Origin of the sequence: Microbacterium sp. MMO-35 (assembly GCF_037147555.1) — a bacterium.
In the GTDB taxonomy this organism is placed as follows: Bacteria; Actinomycetota; Actinomycetes; order Actinomycetales; family Microbacteriaceae; genus Microbacterium.
The window spans coordinates 44,239-69,205 of sequence record NZ_JBBCVH010000005.1 but is presented as its reverse complement, the minus strand read 5'-3'; the positions used below and the strand labels follow the sequence as shown (position 1 = coordinate 69,205).

General features: G+C 71.1%; 26 protein-coding genes. 13 read left to right on the top strand and 13 right to left on the bottom strand.

Features of this window, described 5'->3' with window-relative positions:
• Positions 1-71: 71 nt before the first annotated feature.
• Together WFJ01_RS11935 and WFJ01_RS11930 are read left to right on the top strand one after the other, a co-directional pair.
• Positions 72-605: an NUDIX hydrolase gene (locus tag WFJ01_RS11935; RefSeq protein WP_336629286.1), complete on the top strand. Its 534-nt coding sequence runs from the start codon at positions 72-74 to the stop codon at positions 603-605.
• The gene (locus tag WFJ01_RS11930) at positions 602-1,012 is read left to right on the top strand and encodes a hypothetical protein (RefSeq protein WP_336629129.1); all 411 of its coding nucleotides are present in this window, start codon (positions 602-604) and stop codon (positions 1,010-1,012) included. Before WFJ01_RS11935 ends, WFJ01_RS11930 begins: the two co-directional genes overlap by 4 nt.
• A 153-nt stretch (positions 1,013-1,165) precedes the next feature.
• Here WFJ01_RS11930 and WFJ01_RS11925 read toward each other — a convergent pair whose 3' ends face one another.
• From WFJ01_RS11925 to WFJ01_RS11915, 3 genes are all read right to left on the bottom strand, one after another.
• The gene (locus tag WFJ01_RS11925; protein WP_336629128.1) at positions 1,166-1,816 is read right to left on the bottom strand and encodes a hypothetical protein; all 651 of its coding nucleotides are present in this window, start codon (positions 1,814-1,816) and stop codon (positions 1,166-1,168) included.
• A 312-nt stretch (positions 1,817-2,128) separates the two neighbouring features.
• The gene (locus tag WFJ01_RS11920; protein WP_336629127.1) at positions 2,129-3,115 is read right to left on the bottom strand and encodes a hypothetical protein; all 987 of its coding nucleotides are present in this window, start codon (positions 3,113-3,115) and stop codon (positions 2,129-2,131) included.
• Positions 3,116-3,493: 378 nt separating this feature from the next.
• A complete protein-coding gene (locus WFJ01_RS11915) occupies positions 3,494-4,516 on the bottom strand; it encodes a hypothetical protein (protein ID WP_336629126.1) in 1,023 nt (340 codons plus the stop codon).
• Between the two features lie 689 nt (positions 4,517-5,205).
• Here WFJ01_RS11915 and WFJ01_RS11910 point away from each other — a divergent pair.
• On the top strand, positions 5,206-7,758 hold the full coding sequence (locus WFJ01_RS11910; protein WP_336629125.1) for a helix-turn-helix transcriptional regulator: 2,553 nt from the start codon (positions 5,206-5,208) through the stop codon (positions 7,756-7,758).
• A gap of 354 nt (positions 7,759-8,112) precedes the next feature.
• Here WFJ01_RS11910 and WFJ01_RS11905 read toward each other — a convergent pair whose 3' ends face one another.
• Positions 8,113-8,850: a M15 family metallopeptidase gene (locus WFJ01_RS11905; RefSeq protein ID WP_336629124.1), complete on the bottom strand. Its 738-nt coding sequence runs from the start codon at positions 8,848-8,850 to the stop codon at positions 8,113-8,115.
• 256 nt (positions 8,851-9,106) lie between these two features.
• Here WFJ01_RS11905 and WFJ01_RS11900 point away from each other — a divergent pair, with 256 nt between their 5' ends.
• Both WFJ01_RS11900 and WFJ01_RS11895 read left to right on the top strand, forming a co-directional pair.
• Entirely contained in the window at positions 9,107-9,829 is a 723-nt protein-coding gene (locus WFJ01_RS11900) for a response regulator transcription factor (protein WP_336629123.1), read from the top strand.
• Positions 9,822-10,955 (top strand): sensor histidine kinase, encoded by a 1,134-nt coding sequence (locus WFJ01_RS11895; protein ID WP_336629122.1) that lies wholly within the window; start codon positions 9,822-9,824, stop codon positions 10,953-10,955. Before WFJ01_RS11900 ends, WFJ01_RS11895 begins: the two co-directional genes overlap by 8 nt.
• Before the next feature lie 9 nt (positions 10,956-10,964).
• Here WFJ01_RS11895 and WFJ01_RS11890 read toward each other — a convergent pair whose 3' ends face one another.
• A complete protein-coding gene (locus WFJ01_RS11890) occupies positions 10,965-11,819 on the bottom strand; it encodes a helix-turn-helix transcriptional regulator (protein WP_336629121.1) in 855 nt (284 codons plus the stop codon).
• Positions 11,820-11,920: 101 nt separating this feature from the next.
• Here WFJ01_RS11890 and WFJ01_RS11885 point away from each other — a divergent pair, with 101 nt between their 5' ends.
• From WFJ01_RS11885 to WFJ01_RS11870, 4 genes are all read left to right on the top strand, one after another.
• Entirely contained in the window at positions 11,921-12,682 is a 762-nt protein-coding gene (locus tag WFJ01_RS11885; RefSeq protein WP_295033989.1) for an SDR family oxidoreductase, read from the top strand.
• Positions 12,683-12,850: 168 nt separating this feature from the next.
• Positions 12,851-13,249 (top strand): GntR family transcriptional regulator, encoded by a 399-nt coding sequence (locus WFJ01_RS11880; RefSeq protein WP_251444268.1) that lies wholly within the window; start codon positions 12,851-12,853, stop codon positions 13,247-13,249.
• Positions 13,246-14,202, top strand: a complete 957-nt coding sequence (locus WFJ01_RS11875) for an ABC transporter ATP-binding protein (RefSeq protein ID WP_251444255.1) — start codon at positions 13,246-13,248, stop codon at positions 14,200-14,202. Before WFJ01_RS11880 ends, WFJ01_RS11875 begins: the two co-directional genes overlap by 4 nt.
• Positions 14,202-14,888, top strand: coding sequence for a hypothetical protein (locus tag WFJ01_RS11870; RefSeq protein ID WP_251444252.1), 687 nt, complete (start codon positions 14,202-14,204; stop codon positions 14,886-14,888). The genes WFJ01_RS11875 and WFJ01_RS11870 overlap by 1 nt, the downstream gene beginning before the upstream one ends.
• Positions 14,889-14,916: 28 nt before the next feature.
• On the opposite strand, the gene WFJ01_RS11865 is transcribed toward WFJ01_RS11870, so the two are convergent.
• Entirely contained in the window at positions 14,917-15,549 is a 633-nt protein-coding gene (locus WFJ01_RS11865; protein ID WP_251444249.1) for a TetR/AcrR family transcriptional regulator, read from the bottom strand.
• Positions 15,550-15,631: 82 nt separating this feature from the next.
• Here WFJ01_RS11865 and WFJ01_RS11860 point away from each other — a divergent pair, with 82 nt between their 5' ends.
• Positions 15,632-15,910 (top strand): DUF1905 domain-containing protein, encoded by a 279-nt coding sequence (locus WFJ01_RS11860; RefSeq protein WP_292882019.1) that lies wholly within the window; start codon positions 15,632-15,634, stop codon positions 15,908-15,910.
• A complete protein-coding gene (locus WFJ01_RS11855; protein WP_336629120.1) occupies positions 15,907-16,692 on the top strand; it encodes an alpha/beta fold hydrolase in 786 nt (261 codons plus the stop codon). The genes WFJ01_RS11860 and WFJ01_RS11855 overlap by 4 nt, the downstream gene beginning before the upstream one ends.
• A gap of 48 nt (positions 16,693-16,740) precedes the next feature.
• Here WFJ01_RS11855 and WFJ01_RS11850 read toward each other — a convergent pair whose 3' ends face one another.
• The 6 genes from WFJ01_RS11850 to WFJ01_RS11825 all read right to left on the bottom strand — a co-directional run bounded on the left by WFJ01_RS11850 (position 16,741) and on the right by WFJ01_RS11825 (position 21,849).
• On the bottom strand, positions 16,741-17,517 hold the full coding sequence (locus tag WFJ01_RS11850) for a DeoR/GlpR family DNA-binding transcription regulator (RefSeq protein WP_336629119.1): 777 nt from the start codon (positions 17,515-17,517) through the stop codon (positions 16,741-16,743).
• Positions 17,514-18,383, bottom strand: coding sequence for a class II fructose-bisphosphate aldolase (locus WFJ01_RS11845; protein ID WP_336629118.1), 870 nt, complete (start codon positions 18,381-18,383; stop codon positions 17,514-17,516). The genes WFJ01_RS11850 and WFJ01_RS11845 overlap by 4 nt, the downstream gene beginning before the upstream one ends.
• Positions 18,380-19,381: a 1-phosphofructokinase family hexose kinase gene (locus WFJ01_RS11840; protein ID WP_336629117.1), complete on the bottom strand. Its 1,002-nt coding sequence runs from the start codon at positions 19,379-19,381 to the stop codon at positions 18,380-18,382. The genes WFJ01_RS11845 and WFJ01_RS11840 overlap by 4 nt, the downstream gene beginning before the upstream one ends.
• Positions 19,378-20,397: an ROK family protein gene (locus WFJ01_RS11835; RefSeq protein ID WP_336629116.1), complete on the bottom strand. Its 1,020-nt coding sequence runs from the start codon at positions 20,395-20,397 to the stop codon at positions 19,378-19,380. Before WFJ01_RS11835 ends, WFJ01_RS11840 begins: the two co-directional genes overlap by 4 nt.
• Positions 20,398-20,406: 9 nt before the next feature.
• The gene (locus WFJ01_RS11830) at positions 20,407-21,321 is read right to left on the bottom strand and encodes an SIS domain-containing protein (RefSeq protein ID WP_336629115.1); all 915 of its coding nucleotides are present in this window, start codon (positions 21,319-21,321) and stop codon (positions 20,407-20,409) included.
• 231 nt (positions 21,322-21,552) lie between these two features.
• Positions 21,553-21,849 carry a chorismate mutase gene (locus tag WFJ01_RS11825; RefSeq protein ID WP_251444214.1) on the bottom strand — a complete coding sequence of 99 codons (297 nt, stop codon included), beginning with the start codon at positions 21,847-21,849 and terminating at the stop codon, positions 21,553-21,555.
• Positions 21,850-21,924: 75 nt separating this feature from the next.
• Here WFJ01_RS11825 and WFJ01_RS11820 point away from each other — a divergent pair, with 75 nt between their 5' ends.
• Complete coding sequence (locus tag WFJ01_RS11820) at positions 21,925-23,169, top strand: AI-2E family transporter (RefSeq protein WP_336629114.1); 1,245 nt, start codon at positions 21,925-21,927, stop codon at positions 23,167-23,169.
• Positions 23,170-23,220: 51 nt separating this feature from the next.
• Here the strand turns inward: WFJ01_RS11820 and WFJ01_RS11815 are convergent, their stop codons facing one another.
• The gene (locus WFJ01_RS11815) at positions 23,221-23,562 is read right to left on the bottom strand and encodes an ArsR/SmtB family transcription factor (RefSeq protein WP_251444207.1); all 342 of its coding nucleotides are present in this window, start codon (positions 23,560-23,562) and stop codon (positions 23,221-23,223) included.
• 97 nt (positions 23,563-23,659) lie between these two features.
• Between WFJ01_RS11815 and WFJ01_RS11810 the strand changes: the two genes are divergently transcribed.
• Positions 23,660-24,958, top strand: coding sequence for an NAD(P)-binding domain-containing protein (locus tag WFJ01_RS11810; protein ID WP_336629113.1), 1,299 nt, complete (start codon positions 23,660-23,662; stop codon positions 24,956-24,958).
• The last annotated feature ends 9 nt before the right edge of the window (positions 24,959-24,967 follow it).

The following is a 24,967-nucleotide window of genomic DNA, read 5'->3' as shown; positions in this document are numbered from 1 at the left end:
GGAGCGAGAGGGGCGGCAGCCTTCCTCTCGGGCGTCGAAGAACACGAGCATAAGAGGTCAGCAGCGTGCACATGGAGAGCGTCGTCGACGACATCCGGGGGCTTCCGGCTTCGGCGGAGCGGGACGCGTTCCTCGCCTTCCTCAGGGAGACGGGCGCCGCCGCCCTCTGGCGAGACGACGGCGGGCAGCATCTGACCGGCTCCTGCTTCGTCTTCTCTCCGGATCTGGCTCGCGTTCTGCTGTGCTTCCATCGCAAGGGCCGGTTCTGGGTGCAGTTCGGCGGCCATCTCGAACCTCGCGACGCGACGATCGCCGACACGGCGCTCCGCGAGGCGCGCGAGGAGTCCGGGATCGAGGATCTGCAGTTGTGGTCGACGGAGATCGTCGACCTGGACCGGCACGAGCTGCACGGCGGGTTCCGATGCTCCGCCCACTGGGACATCGCCTTCGCGGCGATCGCGGACCCCGACGCAGCCCTCGTGGTCAGCGACGAGAGCGAGGACCTCGCCTGGTTCGCCGTCGGCTCGCTGCCGCGGGACACGCCGGAGGGGCTCGCGACGCGGCTGCGCGCCGCCGCTCGGGCGATCGCGCGGCGCAGATCATGACGGGCTCCACAGACGGTGATCGCCTGTCCGGGCAATCCGGGCGCCCGGACACAGAACACGCCGCAGAACCCGTGCCTCACGAAACGCCACGTGCGTCCTGGCGGTTCGGTATCGCTTGCCTGGCCTGCCTGCTGCTCTGGGGCGTCGACATGTGCCTCGGTGATCTGACGGCAGTCAGGGGCGACGCGCTCAGCAACGTTGCGGGCAAACCGATCGCGACCGCGGCACTGTTCGGGATGATCGGCTGCTACTTCGCGATGATCGTGTGCAGCTGGCGCGTGAAAGCACTGAAGGTCCGGAACTACACGATGCTCGTGCTCGGGTTGGTCGCGGTCCTCAACCCGATCAGCGCTCTCGTCCTGTACGGGGTGATGCTCTGCGGCTGGGCCGGATGCGTCATGTCCTGAGGTCTCGGGATGCCCCGCCCGGCCAGCGGCCCCGGCCGCCAGGACGTCGTTGACCGCTGCGCCCGTGCGATCCGCGGAGCGCCGGCGCGGTGCACTGCGTCCCCGGCGACCCGGACGTCGGATGCCTCGCGATGACACCGTCCCACCGGCCCATCAGTCGACCAGGCCGTCTTCGTGGGCTCGACGGGCGAGGTCGAGGCGGGTCTTCGCCGGCCGGCCGATGGCGACGTACTTCTCTTTCACGCGGCTCAGATACTTGCGGGCCGTGTCGGGCCGGACACCGATCGTGGCGGCGATCTCATCGATCGAATGCCCGACGGCATAGAACTCGAGCACCTTCGTCTCCTGCTCCGAGAGGCGGGGCGCGGTCGGAGCCATCCGCAGCGCCGCCAGAGCCCGGTCGGTCATCGCAGGCTCGCCCGCGAGCACCCGCCCGACGGCGCGCACCAACTCGACCTCCTCGTCGACCTTCGACACCACACCATCCACGCCCTCGTCCAGGATCCGCTGGGTCGCCCCGCGCGGATGCAATGACGACATCAGCAGCACCCGCACACCGGCTTCGCGCAGCGCGCAGACCGCCGCGCGATCCCGCGCCCCCAGTCCCGGCCCGAGCAGCTCCGTGACGAGCAGATGCGGCCACCCGGAGCGTTCCCGCCCACGCATCCACGCCATGAGGGCGAGCACCGACTCCCCGGCGAACACCACATCGAGACCTGCGTCGCGGTGCAGCAGCTGTGCCGTGCGATTGCGTTGCAGCACGTGGGGCTCGACGACCGCCACCCGCCGGGCCCTCGCGCTCATGAGCGCTCTCCTAGGTCACTATGCGCGCGACGAACAGCTGTTCTGTCGGCGGCGGCACTCGTACTTCCGGCGTGAACGGGCTTTTCTCTCGGCGAAGTCAGGGCGATGAGATCTGGGTCGCCTGTGGCGATCGCGATGCCGATCACCACAAGAAGGAGCAGCCCGTAGGCGATCGCTCCGATGAGGAGTTCCACGATTCCCGCCCTCGATCTTCTTCGCACCCAGACCCGAGAACTCTTCGGGACAGTTGCTTCGTCGGAAGTCCCGCGCCACTGCACCGGTCACAGGTTCGTGGCGCGGGATCGGTGATGGTCACGACCAGCGGACGGTCACCGACCCGTGTCCCCTCGAGCCCGTGGTGATGGTGCTGGTCAGAGTCACGATCGCGCCGGCCGTTCGCACGAAGTTGGATCCGGCGCCACCTCCGCCGCCGGCACCACTGGTCAACTGCACGTCCCAGACGACGCCGCCGCCACCGCCACCCGCGTATCCGCCGCCTCCACCACCACCGCTTGCCCCGTTGTCGGCGGCGGCGGGCTTCGCTCCGTTGCCTCCTGCGCCGCCCGTGGTGCCGCTGGTCGTGGTGCCTGCGGTGCCGTTCTTGTTCTCGAGCAACCCTGTGGCGATTCCCCCGGCACCCGCGGACGCGCCGCTCGCGGCGCGGCCACCGCCTCCGAACGCGCCGCCGCCCCGTGAAGCGTCGGTCCCCGCAGTCGGTGTCAGGCCACCGAGGCCTCCGACACCGGCGACCGCGCTCTGGCCGCCCGCCTGTGAGTTGCCGTCGCCGCCACCACCGCCCGCGACGACGAGCAGCTGCCCACCCGTGGTGATCGCCGATCCCGCGCCGCCGTACCCGCCATCGACGAGCCAGGTCCCGCTGCTGTTCATGTTGTAGCGGTTGGCGCCCAGGCCACCGCTCCCGAAGCCCGCGGGGGCGACATTGACCTTCGTGGATCCGCGATCCCAGCCCCTCTGCCCGGCGACCAGCTGCAGCACCAGAGGATTGCCCGTCGGCGCGATGGTCCCGGTGATCAGTGCCCCTGCCGCCGCATAGTTCCAGCCGCCGCCTCCACCTCCGAGTACGGAGAACTCGATCTTCGTCGCGCAGGCGGGGATGGTGACCGTCTGAGTGGCGGACGCGGCGTCGGTCGCGGTGATCGTCACCGACCCCGGAGCGCACGACTTCGACGCCGCTCGCGCCGGCGCCGCCGTGGCAGCGGCGATGACGGGCACCGACCACGCCGCACCCTTCACCAGGGTGCGACGCGAAAGCGTTCGGTCATTGTCAGGATTTGCCATCTAGATCTCGTTCCTATCTCAATAAGTGGGAGGATCTCTCGCTCCCGCCGGCAAGCAAGGGCGCGGAGCCCTCAGTTCCGATCAGGGAGGGAAAACAGACGCGCATCGCCCATCGTGTGGAGTGTCGGGCCACGGGGCGGACGCAGGCCAGGAGCGATTCTGACCCGGGCGGTGGCGCAGAAGATCCTGCGCAGGCGCACTTCAGTACCGAACGTGTCGTGCTTCAGTGTCCGGAGTCGCCCGCACGGGGAAGAGGTGCCACGAAGTGCGTGCCGAGCCACCGCCGAGGACGTCGTTTCGCGCTCAGATCTGCTGCACGGATAGGAGATCCCGCGCCACTGCGCCGGCCACGGCTCAGTGGCGCGGGATCGGTGATGCTCACGACCAGCTGACAGTGACCGAGCCTTGTCCCCTCGAGCCCGTTGTGATGGCGCTGGTCAGCGGCACGACCGCGCCAGTAGTGCGCACGAAGTTGGATCCAGCACCACCGCCTCCACCACCACCGGTGTTCGACACTGCGTAAAAGACCACCCCGCCGCCGCCACCGCCGGCGTATCCGCCGCCACCACCACCACCGCTTGCCCCATTGTCGGCGTCAGTGGGCTTCGCACCCTGACCCCCTGCGCCGCCAGTCGTACCGCTGGTGGTAGTGCCGGCCGTGCCGTTTGCTTTCTGGATCGGGCCGATGATGATCCCTCCGGAGCCGGTAGCGATTCCTCCAGCCCCCGCGGTCGCGCCGCTCGCCGCGCGACCACCGCCTGCGATCGCTGCCCCCGGCACACCGTTGGCATCCCCTGAACCGCTGCGACCATCAGCCGGCGTTGAACCTCCGTCGCCTCCGTAACCGACGGTCGCGTCATGGCTGCTGCTCGACTGTGCGTTGGCATCGCCGCCACCACCGCCCGCGACGACGACCAGCTGCCCACCCGTGGTGATCGCCGATCCCGCGCCGCCGTACCCGCCATCGACGAGCCAGGTCCCGCTGCTGTTCATGTTGTAGCGGTTGGCGCCCAGGCCACCGCTCCCGAAGCCCGCGGGGGCGACATTGACCTTCGTGGATCCACGATCCCAGCCCCTCTGCCCGGCGATCAGCTGCAATGCCAGGGGGGTGCCCGTCGGTTTGATGGTCCCGGTGATCAGCGCGCCGGCCGTCCCGCCCTGACCACCGCCTCCACCTCCGAGTACGGAGAACACGATCTTCGTCGCGCAGGCCGGGACGGTCACCGTCTGGACGGCGGACGCGGCATCGGTCGCGGTGATCGTCACCGACCCAGGAGCGCACGACTTCGACGCCGCTCGCGCCGGCGCCGCCGCTGCAGCGGCGATGACGGGCACCGACCACGCTGCCCCCTTCACCAGGGTGCGACGCGAAAGCGTTCGGTCATTGTCAGGATTTGCCATCTAGATCTCGTTCCTATCTCAACAAGCGGGAGGATCTCTCACTCCCGTCGGCAGGCCAGGAGCGATTCTGACTTCCGCCACGACGGGGCCCGTCCTGCGCGGGCACGCTTCAGTGCCGAACGCGTCACGCTTCAGTGATCGGGGTTGCCCGCACGGTGAAGAGGTGCCGAGAAATGCGTGCCGAGCCCGCGCCGAGGACGCCGTTTCGCGATCGGATCTGCGCTCTTCGTCGTGGGGATGTCGTGACGGCGTTCGGGCCGCCTGATGATCCGCCGTTCCGCAGCTTCAACAGCGCCGCCGCCAGTCTCGGCAGCCGGCCCTCGTCTCGAATATCTGCCCGTACGGCAGCTCTTGCTACTGCAGCGGATGCCGCTCCCTACTGAGATCGAGGTTCGTGACTGCTGAATCACATCATCATGCGCCGCAGCGGTGCTTCGACGTGGTTCTCTTCAGAAGGAGTTCTCTCCTCCCCGAGAGCTTCCACCACGCCGTTTAGTAGCTGGGCCTATTCGGCGCGCCGGGCGCCCGGCGCGGCGGGTGATGCGCCACAACAGGCGCACCACCCGCCGTCCCTTTCCCCTCGTCGATTCGAAGGACGATGCGAGTTGCGCAGGACGCATTCTTCACCGCCGATCGCAGTGGTAACCTCGCCCAATGGGGGTCTCGACCTCATGAGACAACGAGAAGCCATGATCGTCCGCGAACGCAGCCTTGCAACGGGGTTGGACATCGTCGCAAATGGTGCGGACTTCGATGTGGTCGGAGTCCGAGGGGCGGGCAAGACCACCTTTCTGAGCCAATTGTGCTCGAAATTGATTCAGGAAGACTGGAAGGTCGTTTCCCTCCGCGGTGTGGCGTCACTGCGAAAACACCCCTTGGCGGCTTTGCGCCTCGCTGGACTGACTGGTGCGAAGGACCAGCTCGCCGCATCGCCGATCGATATCATCGCCGACGAACTGCGCCGCAAGACGCAAGACGCGAGATCGGTCGTCGTCATCGATGACTGGGACGATCTCGATGAGGCGTCCTGGGGCGTTGTCGACTGGGCTCGACGCGAACACGGCTTCTGCGTCGTTCGAGCCCGCTTGAAGGGCCTCCGCGCGCGCCATACGCCGAGCGGATTGACGGCTTCGTCCCTGGGTTTCCCCGTTGTCGTCGAACTGGAACCGCTCCGGATCGAGGAGCTTGAGCAGGTGATCAGCTTGCGACTGCATGCGCGGATCGAGACGATCACGATGGGTGAGCTGTATGCGGCATCCGGGGGCATCGTCGGACTCGCGTCCAGCCTCGCTGACACCGCGGCACGCGAGGGCCGAATCGAACTCATCGGCGGCGAATGGGTTGCAGTGGGGGAGGTGTGGTCTCCCGCTCTGCGCACTGTTGTCGAAGGACATCTGGAAGATCTCCCTGCAGAGATGCGCGATGCCTTGGAGATGGCCGCGCTTCTGGAAGGCAGCGACGCCGAAACTCTCCGAACAATCGTCAGTCGCGAGGCTCTTGAGTTTCTCGAGGAGCGCGCGCTCGTGCGATTGTTGCCGTCCGGGGCCGGCCAGCTGATCTCGGTCACGCCACCGATACTGGTCGACTATTTTCACCACGAGCCGGACAGGGCTCGAAAACAGAGACTGACCGAGCGTGTATCGGCATCGGGCTTGCCCGCACTGCTGGACCTCGCGCACATAAGCCCCCCGACACCGGCCGCTCACTCTGAGGATCGCGCGTCCTATTCGCGGCTGATCCTGGAACGAGACCGGAGAACTCGCATCGCCTCGGAAAGCGAGTGGCGCAGATCGCCGAACCCGACGACGGCCGCCCGGTACATACGCTGCTTGCTCAAGCAGAACGCCGCCGAGAGCATCGTTTTCGAGGTCATGAGCGGCACAGATCGTTCTCTCGGGGATGCGGCCGGCCTCGCAGAGTTCGCGGTCGTATGCGCGCAATGGCGCGCCTATTCATTGCGAGACCTTGATGGCGCATTTGCGGCCTTGCGAGAAGCAGCGACCTGCGTAGGCGTGTATCAGCGCGCTCTCGATGCCGCCTCCGTGATGATCGAGACCGATCTGCGCGCGGTACCGGAGGACTTCCTCGCTCGGCTGGAGATCACGCCAGACCTCCCGGCGGAGGTGGAAGCCGCGGTGAAGACCGCGCAGATCGCCGTGTTCAGCGCACTCGGGCGCTTTGGCGAGGCCCGGGGCGTGCTGGATTCCATGCCTACGCCGCTGCCGAACGGACCCCGCTTCGCACCTCATGTGCTTTACGGCATCAATCTGCTCGGGTTGGGCGATCACTCCGGTGCCGTGTCATGGGGCACGCGAGGCGTCGATGAAGCCCTTGCCTGTTTCGATGTCGAATCGGCTCGCTCTCACGGGGCCTTCACCGCGTTCGCTCAGGCCATCTCGGGTGACTACGCGGCAGCTCAGGGCATTCTCGACAGAATGTTCGCCGGTGTCCCCCGGCTCCCCTTCCCCCTTCTCACGGAACTCACGTTGCTGAGCGTGGCCGCATCGGCTGCCGTACGCCGTGGCGATGTCGCTCTCGCGGAGCGACATGCTCAGGAACTCGCAAAGTTGTCCCCGAGCAGCCCCTACCTCGACCAGGCTCTCGTGTGGGCTCGCGTTCACCTGCTGTCCTTTCAGGGACGACCGGACGAGGCCGCGGACCTTGCTTGGGAGGTATCCGGCACTCTCTGGATCCGCGGTGCGCGATTCCTCGCCGTCTTGCTGTCTCTCCTCGCGCTCGAGATCGTGCCGAACACGGAGCGGACCACGGCGACGATCGAGCGCTGCCGGCAGATCGACGACGACTTCGTGGCCCCTCATCTGCGTTTCATCGTCGCTCGGGATGCGCGCGACCCGGAACAGCTCGTTGAGGCCGTGCCTGCACTGCTCTCGACCGGCCGCAAGGGCATAGCGGTGGTCGCATTGGAGATCGCCGAGGAGATCTGGATCGAACGCGGCGACACCGATCACGCTGGTACTGCGGCGGCACGCCGAAGGGCGCTGTTGGATCGATTGGGGCGAGAGGGTGCTTACACCGTCCGCTTCAGGGCCACGGAGTTGAAGCTGACCGATCGCGAGACGGAGATCGCGCTTCTCGTCGCGGCCGGCCTGACGAACCCGGAGATCGCGACTCGGCTGGTGTTGAGCGTGCGAACGGTGGAAAGCCACCTTCATCGCATGATGCGTAAGGCGAGAGTCAACTCGCGACAGGAACTCAGCGTCCTCGTGCAGCGCCGCGCATAGCGCGGCCCCGATCTCGGCAGCGTCGGCCCCGACATCGGAGACCACGACAGGTGGTGTGGTGATCAGGCACACCACCTGTCAGACCGGTGAAGGGACGGTCTCGCACAGCAGTCTCGGGTACTGGCTGTGCGGTCGAAGCTCCGGGGAGGAAGGCTTCCTGCAGAACATAACCACATCACCTCCGACGAGGGAGTCGCTGCAGTAGTCAGGGGTCGGCAATTGGGTGCCGGGGCGCGACGGGTGCCGCACGTCACGGTCAGGACGTGGGGGATAAGGACTTCCCGCAGAGTAGCCACGCATGCGGGCTCGGGCCTGGACGCCGAGCACCCGCGAGTCCGATGCCCCCTCACCCCCTCACCCCCTCATGCGCGGATCCTCCGTCGGATCGCGGAACATCGGCGGGCATCCCGCGTCGACCGCAGAGGGACTGAGCTCGAAGTGCCAGGCCTCGTTGTCGTAGGTGCGGCACAGGCCGAACTGCGCGCCGTGGCGGTTCAGCCAGTCGGCGGCGTCGTAGGGCGAGATGTCGACCGCCTCCCCCTTCACGTGCTGCGACGTCTCGGGGGTGCCGACCCAGCGCGCGGCCTCCTCCGCCGAGCCGTAGGTGCGCACCGCGTCGCGCAGCAGCCAGGACTGGTACGCCTTCGACCGCCAGCCTCCGCCGACCCGCAGATCCAGGCCGTCCTCGGCGGCGGCCGCGTGCGCGCGGTCGAGCGCCTCGCGGAGAGCCGGGTCCAGCCGCGCGACGGCCGGGGCCGCCGTGTCGGACAGGGCGAGCGAGTCCCCGTCGGCGATGTAGCCGTCGTCGGCCGTCGGCTGCCCTCCGCTGCACGCGACGACGGATCCCGCCTCGCCGGTGCCGGTCGGATAGTCGGGCCGCGTCGCGACGGCCGCGGTGACCACCGCAGCGGCGATGCCGGCGACGATCGCAGCCAGCACCAGCAGCGTGGCGACGAGCCGGAACAACCGGGGGCGGCGTGCGGCATGCCGGGGCGCGGCGGGGCGGGCGCCGACCGGCGCGGCCGGACCCCGGATCCCGTCCGGCGCGGCGCCGGGACGCAGGGTCTCATTCGGTCTCGTCGTGGTGTCCATGCCTCCACTCCATCGGCGCGGACGTTGCCGCACCGTACGCGCTTTCGCATACGCTCCCGATACACGCCGGTGCGTAGGGTGCGACTATGCCCCTCTCCTCTCCTCCGCGGTGGCCTGCCCTCGCCTCGCGGCGTCATCGTCCGTCGCCGCGCCACGGCGCGCCCGCCTCCTCCACCGCGCGACCCACTAGGCGAACGGCGCTCCCGCGCACTGCTCACGACGTTTCCGGAACACGTCCTCGGCCTAGGCTTCTCGCATGCGCGTGCTGATCGTGGAGGATGAACCCGCCCTGGCGGGAGCGGTGCGCGATGGGCTGCGACTCGCGGCGATCGCGGCGGACACCGCGGGCGACGGGCATCTCGCCCTGGAGCTGCTGGACATCAACTCCTACGACGTCGCGGTGCTGGACCGGGACATCCCGGGCCCGAGCGGCGACGACATCGCGCAGGCGATCGTCGCCTCCGGATCCGGCCTGCCCATCCTCATGCTCACGGCGGCCGATCGCCTCGACGACAAGGCGAGCGGCTTCGAGCTCGGCGCCGACGACTACCTCACCAAGCCGTTCGAGATGCGCGAGCTGATCCTGCGGATCAGGGCGCTGGCGCGGCGCGCCCCGCGATCGACACCTCCCGTGCACGAGCTGGCGGGCATCAGGCTCGACCCGTTCCGCCGCGAGGTGTACCGCGACGGGCGCTACGTCGCCCTCACCCGCAAGCAGTTCGCCGTGCTGCAGGTGCTCGTCGAGGCGGGCGGCGGGGTGATCAGCGCCGAGGAGCTGCTCGAGCGCGCCTGGGACGAGAACGCCGACCCGTTCACGAACGCCGTGCGGATCACCGTGTCGGCGCTGCGCAAGCGGCTCGGCGAGCCCTGGGTGATCCTCACCGTGCCGGGCGCCGGCTATCGCATCGACTTCGACGGCGCCCGCGACGCGACGGCGGCCGAGGATGCGACGCTGCCGGAGCGTGCCGGGAATGCCTGAGGCCCCGTCGAGCGCCGCGCTCCCGCCCCGCCCGGTCCGCACCGTCGGACTCTCGGTGCGATGGCGGCTGACGCTCAGTTACGCGGCGCTCGTCGCCGTGACCGGAGCCGTGCTGCTCGGCGTCGTCGCGCTCTGGCTGCTGCGCTACGTTCCCGACGGCACCGTCTACAACACCGACCCGATCGACGGCACAAGCTGGGCGCCGAACCGCAGCGACATCATCCGCGCGTTCGTGCCGCCGGCGACGTGGGCGCTGCTCGGACTCATCGCGATCGGCGTGCTCGGCGGCTGGCTCCTCGCGGGGCGCGTGCTGCGCCCGCTCGCGCTCATGGCCGAGACCGCTCAGGCCGTGGGCGACGGCGACCTGGACGCGCGGATCGCGCTGCCGGGCCGGGATGACGAGTTCCGTCGCCTCGCCGACGTCTTCGACGGCATGCTCGATCGCATCCAGCACGACATGCAGCGGGAACGACGGTTCGCCGCGAACGCGTCGCACGAGCTGCGCACCCCGCTCGCGATCACCCGGGCGGTGCTCGACGTGGCCGAAGCGGATCCGGATCCGGATGTCCCGCAGCTGCTCGGGCGCCTCCGTGCCGCGAACGAGCGGGCCATCGCGCTGACCGAGGCGCTGCTGCTGCTCGCCCGGCTCGACGCGCGGCCGCCCGCGCGCGTCCCCGTCGATCTCTCGCTCGCCGCGGAGGGCGCCGTCGAGCTGCTGCACGAGGTCGCCGCGTCACGCGAGGTGCGGCTCGACGCGACGGGCGACCCGGTCATCGTCCGCGGGGATGCGGCGCTCCTCGATCAGCTCGCCCTGAACCTGGTGCAGAACGCGCTCGTGCACAACCTGCCCTCGGGCGGATCCGCCACCGTGCGCACGCTCCGTCTCGGCGGACAGGGCGCGCTCGTCGTCGAGAACACCGGAGACCGGCTCGACCCTGCCGTGGTCGCGACGCTGGTCGAGCCGTTCCAGCGCGGCGCCGGGCGCGCCCGCGACGGCGCGCACGGCGGATCCGGTCTGGGGCTGGCGATCGCCGGCTCGATCATCGAGGTGCTGGGCGGATCCCTCGCGCTGACCGCCAGGCCCGACGGCGGCCTGCGCGTCGAGGCGACCTTCCCGCTGGCCTGAGATCCGGATTCAGCGCTGCTCTGCCGCGGCCTCGAACCGCTGCGCGCCGATCACCGACAGCAGCTGCAGCTTCTGCCAGCCCTCCGTGCGCGGCGGGGCCGTGAGCACGAGCAGCGCCTGCGACTGGTCCTCCGTGAAGAGCGCCTGGCAGTCGAGCTCGATCGGGCCGAGCTCGGGGTGCACCAGGGTCTTGTGGTCCTCGAAGCGGAAGGCGACCTCATGCCGCTCCCAGAGCGCGGCGAACTCCGGGCTCTCCGCCTGCAGCGCGCGCACGAGCTCGCCCGCCCGCGACCGGGCCCCCATCGCGCCGTACGCGGCCCGCAGCCCCGCGACCTGGGCGCGGGCGTGGCGCTCGTGATCGGCCTCGGGATAGACCGCACGGGCGCCGGGGTCGGTGAACCACCGGTAGACGTCGCTGCGGGCGAGCCCGGTGCGCGCCGACGGATCGCCGAGCAGCGCCTGCGCCATCCGGTTGGCGACGAGCGTCTCGCCCAGGTTGGACAGCACGAGCGCGGGGGTGTCGTCGAGACGGTCGAGCACCCGGAGCAGGGCCGGCGCGACGTGCGGCAGCGTGCGGTGCCGGTCCGGCGCCGAGTGCCCCGCGGTGCGGAACAGGTAGTCGCGCTCGTCGGCGGTGAGCCGCAGGGCTCGAGCCAGGGCAGCCAGCATCTGCTCGCTCGGCTGCGGGCCGCGCCGCTGCTCCAGGCGCGTGTAGTAGTCGACGGACATGCCGGTCAGCTGCGCGACCTCCTCGCGGCGCAGGCCCGGCGCCCGGCGGCGCGCACCGGCGTGGAGGCCCACGTCGTCCGGACGCAGCGCCTCCCGGCGGCGGCGCAGGAAGTCGGCGAGGGCGATGCGGTCCATGCGTCCATTCTCCGGCGGAAGCGGAACCGCAACCAGGGATCGCGGATCCCCCGATCGCCCGGTCTCTTATCGCGGGAGCGGATCCCGCCGAGCCTGGATCCATGAACATCTCCGGAAACACCGTCTTCATCCCCGGCGCGACGAGCGGCATCGGCCTCGCGCTCGCCCTGCGCCTGCAGTCCGCGGGCAACACCGTGATCATCGGAGGACGCCGCACCGACCTCCTCGCCCGGCTCGCCGCCGAGCACGGTTTCGGCACGGTGCGCATCGACACCGCCGACCCCGAGAGCATCCGCACGGCCGCGGCCGAGGTCGTCACGGCGCATCCCGAGCTCGACGTGCTCATCGCGATGGCCGGCATCATGCGGGTCGAGGACTGGCGCGGCGACGGCTTCCTCTCCGATGCCGAGGAGATCGTGACGACCAACCTCCTCGGTCCGATCCGGCTCATCGCGGCGCTCATCGGGCACCTGCAGACCCGTCCGTCCGCCACCATCGTCACGGTGTCCAGCGGACTCGCGCACACCCCGCTGCGGGTCACCCCCACCTACAACGCGACGAAGGCCGCGATCCACATGCTGTCCGAGTCGATCCGGCTTCAGCTCGACGGCACGGGCGTCTCGGTGCTCGAACTCGTGCCGCCGGCCGTGGCGACCGAGCTCATGCCGGGCCAGAGCGAGAGCCCGTTCGCGATGCCCCTGGACGACTTCGTCGACGAGACGATGGCCCTCATCGAGGCGCAGCCCGACGCGCACGAGATCCTCGTGGAGAACGTGAAGTTCCTCCGTTTCGGCGAGGTGCGCGGCGACTACCCGCAGACGGTCGCGACCCTGAACCGGCTGGATCCGCACGGCGACGCCTGAGCGCCTTCTCCTCCGCCCGCCGAGCAGCCGTGCCCCCGGCTGCTCGGCGGGGATCGTGGCGCTCCGCCGCCGGAGGATGCCCCCCATCGCGGAATCGGCCTTGACATCTCCTCGGTTCAATGGTTCATTAGTCGAGTAACTAACCGATAGACCACAGCGAGGATGTCCGTGATCGACGAAGGCAGGCCCCTCTTCCTCCAGATCGCCGAGACGATCGAGGATTCGATCGTCGACGGCACCCTGGCCGAGGAGACCCAGGCTCCGTCGACGAACGAGCTCGCCGCGTTCTACCGGATCAACCCCGCAACCGCTGCGAAAGGAGTGGCCATGCTCACCGACAAGGGCGTGCTCGTCAAGCGCCGCGGCATCGGCATGTTCGTCGCCGCCGGAGCCCGCGACATCCTCCTCGGCGAGCGCCGCACCGCTTTCGCCGAGCGCTACATCGACCCGCTGCTCGCCGAGGCCCGCACGCTCGGTCTCGGACCCGACGACCTGTCCGCCCTGCTGAGCGAGCGCGCCGCGAACGCCGCGCCCCTCGCCGCACGCACCGAAGGGAACCGCGCATGACCGCCGTCATCGAGGTGTCGAACCTCACCAAGAGCTACCGCGACAAGCTCGCGCTCGACCACGTGTCGCTGTCGATCGAGTCCGACACGATCTACGGACTGCTCGGCCGCAACGGCGCCGGCAAGACCACGCTCATGTCGATCCTGACCGCGCAGAACTTCGCGACCTCGGGCGAGACGCGCGTGTTCGGCGAGGAGCCCTACGAGAACGCCCGCGTGCTGAGCCGGGTCTGCTTCGTGCGGGAGAGCCAGAAGTATCCCGACGACGCGGCGCCCGTCCACGCCCTCCGCGCCGCCCGCCTGTTCTTCCCGAACTGGAATCAGGAGCTCGCCGATCGCCTGGTCGCCGAGTTCCAGCTGCCGATGAAGCGCCGCATCAAGAAGCTCTCCCGCGGCCAGCTCTCCGCGGTCGGCGTCATCATCGGCCTCGCATCCCGGGCGGAGATCACGTTCTTCGACGAGCCGTACCTCGGCCTCGACGCCGTCGCCCGGCAGATCTTCTACGACCGCCTGCTCGAGGACTACGTCGAGCACCCGCGCACGATCATCCTGTCGTCCCATCTCATCGACGAGGTCGCGAACCTGATCGAGCGCGTGATCGTGATCGACGACGGCCGGATCCTCCTCGACGAGGAGACGGACGCCCTGCGCGGACGGGCCTCGACGGTGGTCGGCGATGCCGCGACGGTCGACGCCTGGACCGCGGGCAAGGAGGTCCTGCATCGGGAGTCCCTCGGCCGGGTGGCCTCGGCGACCGTCCTCGGGCGGCTCACCGCGGAGGAGGAGGCGGGCATCGTCGACGCCGGGCTCGACCTCGCGCCGGTGTCGCTGCAGCAGCTCGTCGTGCGGCTCACCCAGCACGCGGGAGGCGGCGAGGGCGTCGCCGACGCGGAGGCGACGCGCGTTCCGGACCGACGCTCGAGTACCGATGCACTCACGAAGGAGGTGCGCTGATGTCCCGGATCCTGAAGGTCGTCCGACTTCAGCTGGTCAACAAGCAGACATGGCTGTGGATCCCGCTGATCATCCTCGCCGCGGCGCTGACCATGTCGATCATCATCTCCGCGATGATCCCGGTCGATGCGCCGAAGTACGGCGGAGCCGGGCAGGCGCCGCTGTGGTACTTCTTCGCACTCGGGCTGCAGGCCCTGACGCTGACGTTCCCGTTCTCGCAGGCGCTGAGCGTCACGCGGCGCGACTTCTTCCTCGGCACGCTGCTCACCGCGGCCGGCGGAGCCGTGCTGCTCGCCGTCGTGTTCCTGCTCGGCGGATGGATCGAGGACGTGACGCACGGCTGGGGCGTCAACGGCTACATGTTCCGGCTGCCCTGGGTGTGGGAGAACGGCCCCCTCGCCGCCGCACTGACGTACTTCGTGCTCGCGCTGCTCCTGTTCCTGGTGGGCTTCACCGGCGCGACGATCTACAAGCGCGCAGGCGGCATCGCCATCACCGTGGTCGGCGTCGGATTCGGGGCGGTGCTGGTGGGGCTGGTGTTCCTCGTCACGCGCTTCGGCCTCTGGGGGCAGGTGGGAGCGGGCATCGCGTCGCTCGGCGCCCTGGGGCTGGCCCTGTGGGGTCTGGTCGCGATCGTCGCGCTCGCGGGGATCTCCTACCTCGTGCTGCGGCGCGCGACCCCCTGAGCCTGCCGACCAGGAAAGGGCCCGGCCGTCAAGGCCGGGCCCTTTCTGCTGCGCCGTAGGCGGCGAAGAACGTGTCGAGCGCGGCGTCCACGTGCGCGGGGATGAGCTCGGGGGCGAGCGCCGCCGCATCACCGAGCAGCATGGCGCGGTTGATCGGCTCCCCCATCACGAGCCAGTTCAGCTGGGTCGCGGCCTGCTCGGCATCGTCCGCCCGGATCACCCCGGCGGCGTCGAGCTCCGTCACGACCGCCGTCAGCGCGAGGATCGCACGCCGGGGTCCGAGTTCGTAGAGGGCCGCAGCGAGTTCCGGTGACCGCCGCAGCTCGCCGATCACCAGCCGCCGCAGGGCCAGGATGCGCGGCGCGAGCACCGCGCCGAGCTGCGCGACGAGCAGCTCGTGCAGGCCGTCGCGCGCCCGCGAGGCATCCGGGAACCGTGGCGCGGGCTCGAGCACCGAGGCGCTGGCGCCCTCGGTCTGCGCCCGGACGATCTCCAGGAACAGGTCGCGCTTGCTGCCGAAATGGCTGTAGAGGGTCTGCTTCGCCACGCCGGATTCCTGCGCGATCGAGTCCATCGTGACCGACTCGTATCCGGTCGCGAGGAACTGCCGTTCGGCCGCGGCGAGGGCGGCGGCGCGCTTGGGCTGCGAACTCGGTCGCATCCGATCACCTCCTTGCGTAAATCATACTCGCGAGTCTAGTATCCAAAACAAGACTCATTGGTCTAGAAAGTGGAGGTGTCCCATGGCGGAGAATTCCGCTCTTCAGTTCGACGCCCGTCTTCGCGTGGCCCCCGAGGCCGCCTCCTGGACGGTGTTCGACGTCCCGGGGTCGCGCGCGTTCTTCGGCACCGGGAAGCCGGTGCGGGTGACGGGAACCATCGACGGCCACGCCGTCGCGATCACCCTGATGCCGGTCGGCAACGGCGCGCACGTCGGCCCCGTCAAGGCCGCCACCCGCGCGGCGATCGGCAAGGCCGCCGGCGACCTCGTGCACGTGCGCCTGGACGGACCGGGGGCATGATGCGGGTGCGCACGGACCTCGGCGACGACGTCGGCGTCGAGCTCCACGGACCCGACGGCGCACCCGCGGTGCTCTTCGTCCAGGGCGCCGGACTCGATCGCGCGGAGAACCCCGTGCCGTCCGAGACGGCGCGACTGCTCGCCGCGCGCGGATTCCGGGCCGCGGTGCCCGACCGCCTCGGGCGAGGCGACTCGCCCGCATCCGGTCCCGTCGAGCAGGAGCGCGAACTCGTGGCGATCGCCGCGGTCGCCGCCGCTCTGGGCGGCCCGGTCGTCCTGGTCGGGCACTCGTCGGGGTGCACCCTGGCGATGCTCGCCGCCGGCCGGATCCCGGAGCTCGCCGGCCTGGTGCTGTGGGAGGCCCCGCTGGGCCAGTTCGCCGAGGGGGCGCCCCGATGGTGGGACGGCGTGCACCGCGCCATCGACGAGGGCGATCTCGAAGGGGCGATCGTCCGCTACATGGTCGGCATGCCGCCGGAGTGGATCGAGGTGCTGCGCGCCTCACCGCAGTTCCCCGCGCTCGTGCACAGCTGGATCCCGGACGGCACCGCCCTCGCCGAGGTCGAGGCGCGCTCCCCGGGCGCCTTCCTCGCCGACCTCCCGGCTCCGGTGCTCGCCGTCGTCGGAACGGAGACCTTCCCCGGCATGCCCGAGGCGGCCGCCGCCCTCGCCGCAGCGGCCGGGAACGGGACCGCCGAGGAGATGCCCGGCGCGTGGCACGAGTGGGAGCCCGCGGCGATGGCGGACCGCCTGGCGCGGTTGCTCGCCGAGACCGCCCGTTGAGGCGGGCGGGTGCCGGCGCCGTCCGGTGGAGCCCGGCGGATCCGGCGCTCAGCCCGCCTGCACGACCTCGTAGCCGGCGTCGCGGAGCGCGGCCTGATCCGCGGCCGCGACGCCGTCGTCGGTGAGCAGCATCGGGAACAGCTCGGGTCCGCCGACGGCGGCGAACGCCGACGCCCCGATCTTCGAGGAGTCGGCGACGATCACCGCACGACGGGCGCGGCTCGCCATCAGCCGGTTCACCGCCGCCTCGCGCTCGTCATGGGTGCTGGCGACGCCGTCGGCCGAGATCGCGTTCACGCCGATGAACGCGATGTCCAGCGCGATGCCGGCGAGCAACTGCTCCACGAACGGCCCCACGAGCTCGTAGCTGCGGGAGTGGATCACGCCGCCGGTGACGACGACCTTGATGTCGGGCCGCGTGGCGAGCTGGGCGGCGATGTTCACGGCGTTCGTCACCACGGTGAGTCCCTGGTCGGCGAGATCCTCCCGCGCGGCGAGCGCCGTCGCGATCGCCGTCGTGGTGGTGCCCCCGGAGAGGCCGACGACCGAGCCGGGCGTGACGAGTGCGGACGCGGCCTGCGCGATGCGCTCCTTCTGCGACGTGCGCTGGTGGCTCTTGTAGCGGACGGGCAGCTCGTAGGCGACGGACTGCGCCACGGCGCCGCCATGGGTGCGGGTGAGCAGGCGGCGCTCGGACAGGCTGTCCAGGTCGCGGCGGATGGTCGCGGCCGAGGCGTCGAAGCGCTCCGCCAGCTCCTCGACCGCCACGTCGCCGCGCGCGGCGAGCAGGTCGAGGATCGCCGTGAGCCGGTGGGCGCGGTTCACGAGGCGTCCTGGAGTGCGAACAGGCGCAGCAGTCGTGCGGCCTCGCCGGCGACCGCATCCCGGGCGGGCGCGAGGTACTTGCGCGAGTCGACGAGCCGCGGGTCCTCATCCAGCCGCTGACGGATCGCGCGCGTGAAGAAGCCGTTCAGGTGCGTGGACACGTTGATCTTCGTCATGCCGGCGCGCACGGCGGCAGCGATCGCCTCGTCGGGCACCCCGCTGGAGCCGTGCAGCACCAGGGGCACGTCGGCGCCGTCTTCCCCCGCGCCGCGCAGCGCGGTACGGAGCCGGGCGACGAGGTCGAGGTCGAGTGCGGCGGTGCGATCGGTCATCGCGTGCGAGGAGCCCACCGCCACCGCGAGCGCATCCACCCCCGTCTCCGCCACGAACGCCCGCGCCTCCTGCGGATCGGTGCGTACGCCCGGCGCGTGGGCGCCGTCCTTGCCGCCGACCTCGCCGAGCTCGCCCTCGACGTAGACCTCGGCGGCGTGCGCGCGCTCGACGACCTGCGCCGTGAGCGCCACGTTCTCGGCGTAGTCGAGCTTCCCGCCGTCGAACATCACGGATCCGAACCCGAGCGCGATCGCCTCGTCGACGAGCTCGGGCCGCTCGGCGTGGTCGAGGTGGACGGCGACCGGAGTCGCAGCCCGGCGGGCCACGGCGAGAGTGGCGAGCGCGATCGGCTCGAGGCCGCCGTGGTAGTCGGCGCAGTTCTGCGAGATCTGCAGGATGACGGGCAGGCCGGCCTGGGCGGATGCCGAGACGAGCGCCTCGGCCGTCTCCAGGTGGATCACGTTGAACGCGCCGACGCCGGTGCCGCGGCGGGCGGCGTCGTGCACGAGATCGCGGGCGGAGACGAGGGTCATCGGGGGTCCTTTCCGGGGACGACGGGGACGGGGCGCGCGGACCAGGGGACCCGGTGCAGCGCGGTCAGCGACGGGCTGTCGACGAGGACGCCGGCCTCGAGGTCGGGCCAGGACGGATGGATCTCGCCCGCGAGCGGCATGAGCACCGCCGCCGACCAGGCGGTCGCGCGGCGCAGCAGCACGCTCGGATCCTTCTCGCCCCGGGCGAGCAGGACGGCGCAGGCGGCGACGGCGGCGTCGCCGGCTCCGGTCGGGTTGCCGGCGAGCGGTTCCGCGAGGCGGGCGCGCACGATCACATCGCTCGTCACGGCGAGCATCCCCTCCGCGCCCCGGGAGAGCAGGACCAGGGATGCCCCGCGGTGCAGCAGCTCGCACGCCCCCGCCACGGGGTCGGGGATCCCGGTCGCCTCGGCGAGCTCGGCGGCGTTGGGCTTGAGCACGGTCGCACCGGCATCGGCGGCGGAGAGCAGCGCGGGCCCCGAGGTGTCGGCGATCACCGCGGCCCCGGCCTCGCGGCCCAGGCCGATCAGCGCCGGCAGCAGGTCGGCGGGGGCCCCGGGGGGAAGGGAGCCGGAAAGCACCAGCACCGGGCGCCCGCTGCGCGCCGGAGCCGTGTCCAGCGATCGCCGCACCGCCTCCTTCAGTGCATCCCACTCGGCGGGGGCGGGGTTCAGCCCGCGTTCGTTGACGATCGTGGTGTCGCCGAGGTGCGCGTCGACCAGGGCGATGCTGCGGCGCGTCGCCCCCTGCACGGCGATCAGCTCATGCGGCACCCCGGAGGCGGCGAGCTCGGCCGCGAACTCGTCTCCGGTCGGTCCGCCGACGGTGGCCAGGGCGCGCACGGGGGCTCCCTGCGCGTGCGCCACCCGGGCGACGTTCAGGCCCTTGCCGCCCGCGCGGGCGACACCGGTGTCGGCACGGTGGGTTCCGCCGGGCACGATCCGATCGACGTGCCAGGTGAGATCCAGTGCCGGGTTGGGCGTGACGGTCACGATCATCCGAGGCTCCTCGCTCGCAGGGCCGCCCCCAGGATCCCGGCGTTGCCCAGCAGCTGCGCGGGCACCAGCTCGGGGATCCGGTGGAAGCTGAGTCGCGCCTTCAGCCGCGCGCGGAGCTCGTCGAACAGCGCCCCGCCCGCGCGCGACAGCCCGCCGCCGATCACGACCGCCTGGGGGGCGATGACCGCGGTGAGCTGCGCGATCGACAGGGCCAGGGCGTCGAGCGCCTCCTCCCAGACCGCGGCGGCGGCTTCGTCCCCCGCGCCGGCGAGCGCGATGACCTCCTTCGCCCCGTCGACCGCGACGCCGGTGCGCTCGGTGTAGCGCCGGGCGATCGCTCCGGCCGAGGCGATCGCCTCGAGGCACCCCCGGGCGCCGCACGCGCACAGCGGCGCGTCCGCGACCGGCGAGTGGCCGACCTCGCCGGCGTAGCCGCCCGAGGTGAACGGCACGCCGCCCAGCAGCAGGGCGCCGGCGATGCCGGTGCCGATGATCAGCACGATCGAGTCGGGGTAGGGCCGGGCGCCGCCGAGCACGTGCTCCGCCCAGCCGCCCGTGCGCACGTCGTGGTCGAAGGCGACGGGCAGCCCGAACGCCTTCTCCGCGATCTGCCGGATGGGGGCGTTCCGCCAGCCCATGTTGCTCGCGAACACCCCGACCCCGGCGACCTCGTCGACGATGCCGGGGACGACGAGACCGACGGCGACCGGATCCACCTCCGGGTGCTCCTCGCGCAGCTGCGCGCCCAGCTCGACGAGTCGAGTCACGAGCCGCTCCGGCAGGTCGGCTCCGGGCTCGGGCGTCGGCGTGCGACGCAGGCCGAGCATCGCCCCTTCGGCATCGAACAGCGCCGACTTGATGTCGGTGCCGCCCACGTCGAAGGCGAGCACGGGTGCGCCCGCCCCGAGCTCAGCCGCCTGCGCGAGCGGATCCCCCGACGCGTCGGTGACCACGTCGGGCACGGCACGCGCCGCCGCGGCCGCGTCGTGCGCCGCGTCGCCGAAGGCAAGGGTCATGGCGGGCCCTCAGTCCTCGAGGATGACCGAACGGGTGAGGTTGCGCGGCTCGTCGGGGTTGAGCCCCTTGGCGAGCGCGCGGTCCAGCGCCACCCGGTGCAGTCGCGCGAGATCGGCCATCGGGTCGATCGGGTGCTGCACCCAGCGACCGCCCGTGGCCGCGACCTGCGCGTCGAGCCCTTCCGGCGCCGCGCCGAACTGCCAGGTGACGCGGCCGGGCGCGGCGATCGCGATCGGACCGTGGCGGTAGTCCATCGACGGATACGACTCGGTCCACGACTGCGACGACTCGCGCATCTTCAGGGCGGCCTCGTGCGCGAGCCCGATCGTCCAGCCCCGGCCGAGGAAGGTGTACTGCTCGGCTCCGGCGAGAGAGGGGTCGACGTCGGCGATGGCGACGCGGGCGTCGGCGATCGCCCCGGTGAGGTCCTCCCCGAGCGAGGCGCGGAACAGCGCGAGGGCCGTCGTCGCGAAGCGGGTCTGCACGACGGACTTCTCGTCGGCGAACGGCAGCACGATCGCGTCGTCGACCATGCCCACGAGAGGGGAGGTCTCGTCGCCGATCACGCCGACGATGCGCGGAGCGGATCCGGATGCCTTGAGCTGATCGACGAGCTCGAGCACCTCGGTCGTCGTGCCGGAGCGGGTCAGCGCCACGACGGCGTCGTAGCCGCGGTCCAGGAACGCCTCGCTGGCGGCGTAGGCGTCGGTGATCCCGAAGCCGGCGCGCTCGCGCAGCGCGGCGTAGGACTGGGCCATGAACCACGACGTGCCGCATCCGATCACGGCCACCCGCTGCCCCTTCGCCGGCAGCAGCGCCTGCTCGGCGGTCATGCCGACGGCGCGCTCCCAGGTGTCGGGCTGCGAGTCGAGCTCCGCGCGCATGTGCGCACCGGGCGCGAGGGTCTCGTTCGGGTCGGTCATGCGTCCTCCTCGGCGATTCGGTCCGCAGAGTGCGCGACCATGCATGATCTTACGTCAAAACGATCATGTTCCGTCATGCAGATTTCGGATCCGGATCCTCCCGGGCAGCACGATCACCCATCCAGGAGCGATGTCCGCCCCGGAAGCGCACCCCGAAGGGCGTCCCGAAGGGCGTCCCGAAGCGGCCCTCGCACCGTGAGACGGGGAACCAGGCCGCGCCGGGCGGCGCGCTCAGCGCGACTCGGCGGCCTCCGTGTGGTGCCGGATCACCTCGGCGACGACGAAGTTGAACCACTTCTCGGCGAACTCCGGATCCAGATGCGCCTCCTCCGCGAGCGCCCGCAGCCGGGCGACCTGCTGCTCCTCGCGGCCCGGATCCGAGGCCGGCATCTCGTGCTCGGCCTTCAGCACGCCGACCTGCTGCGTGCAGCGGAACCGCTCCGCGAGCATGAAGATGAGGGCGGCGTCGATGTTGTCGATGCTGGCGCGCAGTCGCAGCAGTTCGGTGCGGGGATCGGTGGCGGTCATCGGGGGCTCCTCACCGGACGGCGGACGTGCGATCCCTCCGACGATAACGCCTCCCCGCCCCCTACAGTGAAAGCCATGAGCCGCGAAGAGCGCACCCCCGAGGAGGCGGCGCACGAGACCGCCGCGACGCCCGCCGGCACCGGCACGGCGACCGCCGAGGACGGCACGGCGACCGCCGCACCGACCGCCGCACCGACCGCCGACGACGGCGGGATCACCCCCCGCCGGTTCGTCGAGGCCGCGCCGCCGCGCGCCTCGTTCTGGACCCGCATCGACCGGCCGTTCGGCTTCGGCTTCCTGGTGACCCTCGGCGGCCTCGGCGCGATCCTGCTCGGCCTCGCGCTGTCGAACCTGTCGACGGTGCTGATCTACATCGCGTTCGCGCTCTTCGCCGCCCTCGGTCTCGACCCCGCGGTGCGCTGGCTCGAGAAGCGCGGGCTCTCCCGAGCCTGGTCCGTCGTGGCCGTGATCGCGGCGCTCGCCCTCGTGCTGGTCGTCATCGTGCTCGCGATCCTGCCGACCGTCATCGACCAGATCGCCACGTTCGTCACCGGGATCCCCGCCACGATCCGCAACTTCACGCACACCGAGTTCTACGGCTGGCTCGAGAATCAGTTCGGGGTGGGGCTGAACGACCTGGTCACCGAGGTGCAGAAGTTCCTCAGCGACCCGACCCGGATCGCGCAGATCGGCGGCGGCGCGCTGCAGATCGGCACGGGCATCGCCACCGGCATCGCGACGGGCATCTCGGGCGGCCTGATCGTGCTCGTGCTGACCCTCTACTTCCTCGCCACCCTGCCCTCGATGAAGTCCGGGCTCCTCCGTCTCGCTCCCGCGCGAGACCGCCGCAGCGTCGACCGCATCACCGAGCAGATCACCGAATCGGTCGGCGGCTACGTGATGGGCATGGTCGGCCTGGCCTTCATCAACGCCGTGATCGTGTTCGTGCTGTACCTCGTGCTCGGGCTGCCGTTCCCGCCCCTCATGGCGACCGTCGCGTTCCTCATCACGCTGATCCCGCTCGTCGGATCCGTGCTCTTCTGGATCATCGGCACCGGCATCGCCCTGTTCAGCTCGCCGGTCATGGCGCTCATCTTCGCGGCGGTCTACGTCGTCTACATGCAGGTCGAGGCGTACGTCATCACCCCGCGGGTGATGAGCAAGGCGATCGCGATCCCCGGCTCGCTCGTGGTGATCGGCGCCCTCGTCGGCGGCACTCTGCTCGGACTGCTCGGGGCGCTCATCGCGGTGCCCGTGACGGCGTCGATCCTCATCATCATCAAGCAGGTGTGGATCCCCCGGCAGGACGCCCGGGTCTAGTCGGGCCCTGCCGAGGCCGAGACCCGCCCCGACCGCGCCCTCAGCCGCGCCTCAGAGCGCCCGCAGCGAGGCGGCAGCGCCGTCCAGCGCGCCCTCGGCGATCGCGAAGTAGGCCCACCGCCCGCGCTGCTCGCGGGTGACGAGCCCGGCCTCGGCGAGCAGCTTCATGTGGTGCGACACGGTCCCCTGGGAGAGCCCGACCGGCGCGGTCAGGTCGCAGATGCACGCCTCGCCCCCCTCGCCACCCGCGATGAGCGACAGCAGCTTGACCCGCGTCGGATCCCCCAGCGCCTTGAACACCCGCGCGATCCGCTCGGCCTCCTCCGCTCCGACACGGGGCTCACGCGCGGTGGCGCAGCAGGCGTCGGTCTCGATGGTCACGGGGAGCGTCATGCACGCAGTCTTTCACGTATTGACAAACATCGATAGATGTCCGACGGTAGTCGTATTGAAGTCTTTCAATGGATAAGCGCCGAGCCGAGGAGTACCGATGTCCGAACCGCCCGTCGTCGTCGTGGGCGCCGGCCCGCAGGGGCTCGCCGCCGCCGCGCATCTCGTCGAGCGCGGACAGGAGGTGGTCGTGCTCGAGCGCGGCGCCTCCGTCGCCGCCGCGGTGGCGGAATGGGGTCGGGTGCGGCTCTTCTCCGGCTGGCCCGAGCTCGTCGACGGCGCGGCGCAGCGCCTGCTGGAGCGCACCGGCTGGGTCGCGCCGGACTCCGGGTACCCGACCGGCGACGAGTGGATCGACCGCTACCTCGCGCCTCTCGCCGCAGCGCTGGGCGACCGCGTCCGCACCGGCCTGACCGTGACGGGCATCACCCGCGCCGGACGCGACCTCGTGGTCGACTCGGGTCGCGCCGAGGCGCCGTTCCTCGTGCACACGCTCGATGCCGACGGCGGCGAGGGTCGCCTCTCCGCACGGGCCGTGATCGACGCGAGCGGCACCTGGTCGCAGCCGAATCCGGCCGGCGCGGACGGCCTTCCCGCACTCGGCGAGCGCACCGCGGGCGACCGCGTCTCGTACCGCATCCCGCACGACGTCTCGTCGCACGCGGGGACGCACGTGGTCGTCGTGGGCGCGGGCAACTCGGCCGCCCACGCGGTGCTGCGACTGACGGAACTGGCCCGCACCGCGCCGGGCACGCGGGTGACCTGGGTGCTGCGGCGCGGCAGCACGGGCTCGGTGTTCGGCGGAGGCGCGGGCGACGGCCTGCCCGAGCGCGCCGCCCTTGGGATCCGGGCGCGGCGGGCGATGGAGAAGGGCCTGGTCGAGGTGGTCACCGGGTTCCGCGTCGCCGAGCTCCGCCCTCACCCCGAGGGAGTCTCGGTCGTGGCGGACGACGGTCGGGAGATCCCGGGTGCCGGCCACGTGTTCGCCCTCACCGGGTTCCGTCCCGACACCGCGTTCCTGTCCGAGTTGCGGATCTCCCTCGACCCCGCGCTCGAGGCGGTGTCCGGCATCGCCGCGGAGATCGACCCGAACATCCACTCCTGCGGATCCGTCGGCGCGACGGGTGCGCGCGAGCTCGCGCATCCGGAGCCCGGGTTCTTCATCGTCGGGGCGAAGAGCTACGGCCGCGCGCCGACCTTCCTCGCCCTCACCGGCTACGAGCAGGTCCGCAGCGTCGTCGCCCACCTCGTCGGCGACCACGAGGCCGCGTCGCGCAACGAGCTGGTCCTCCCGAGCACCGGCGTGTGCGGAGGATCCGGCGACTTCGACGGCACCGCCGACGGCTGCTGCGCCGCCCCCGTCCTGCAGATCGGCGCCCGCCCGGTCGCCGTAGGCTGAACCCGGAAT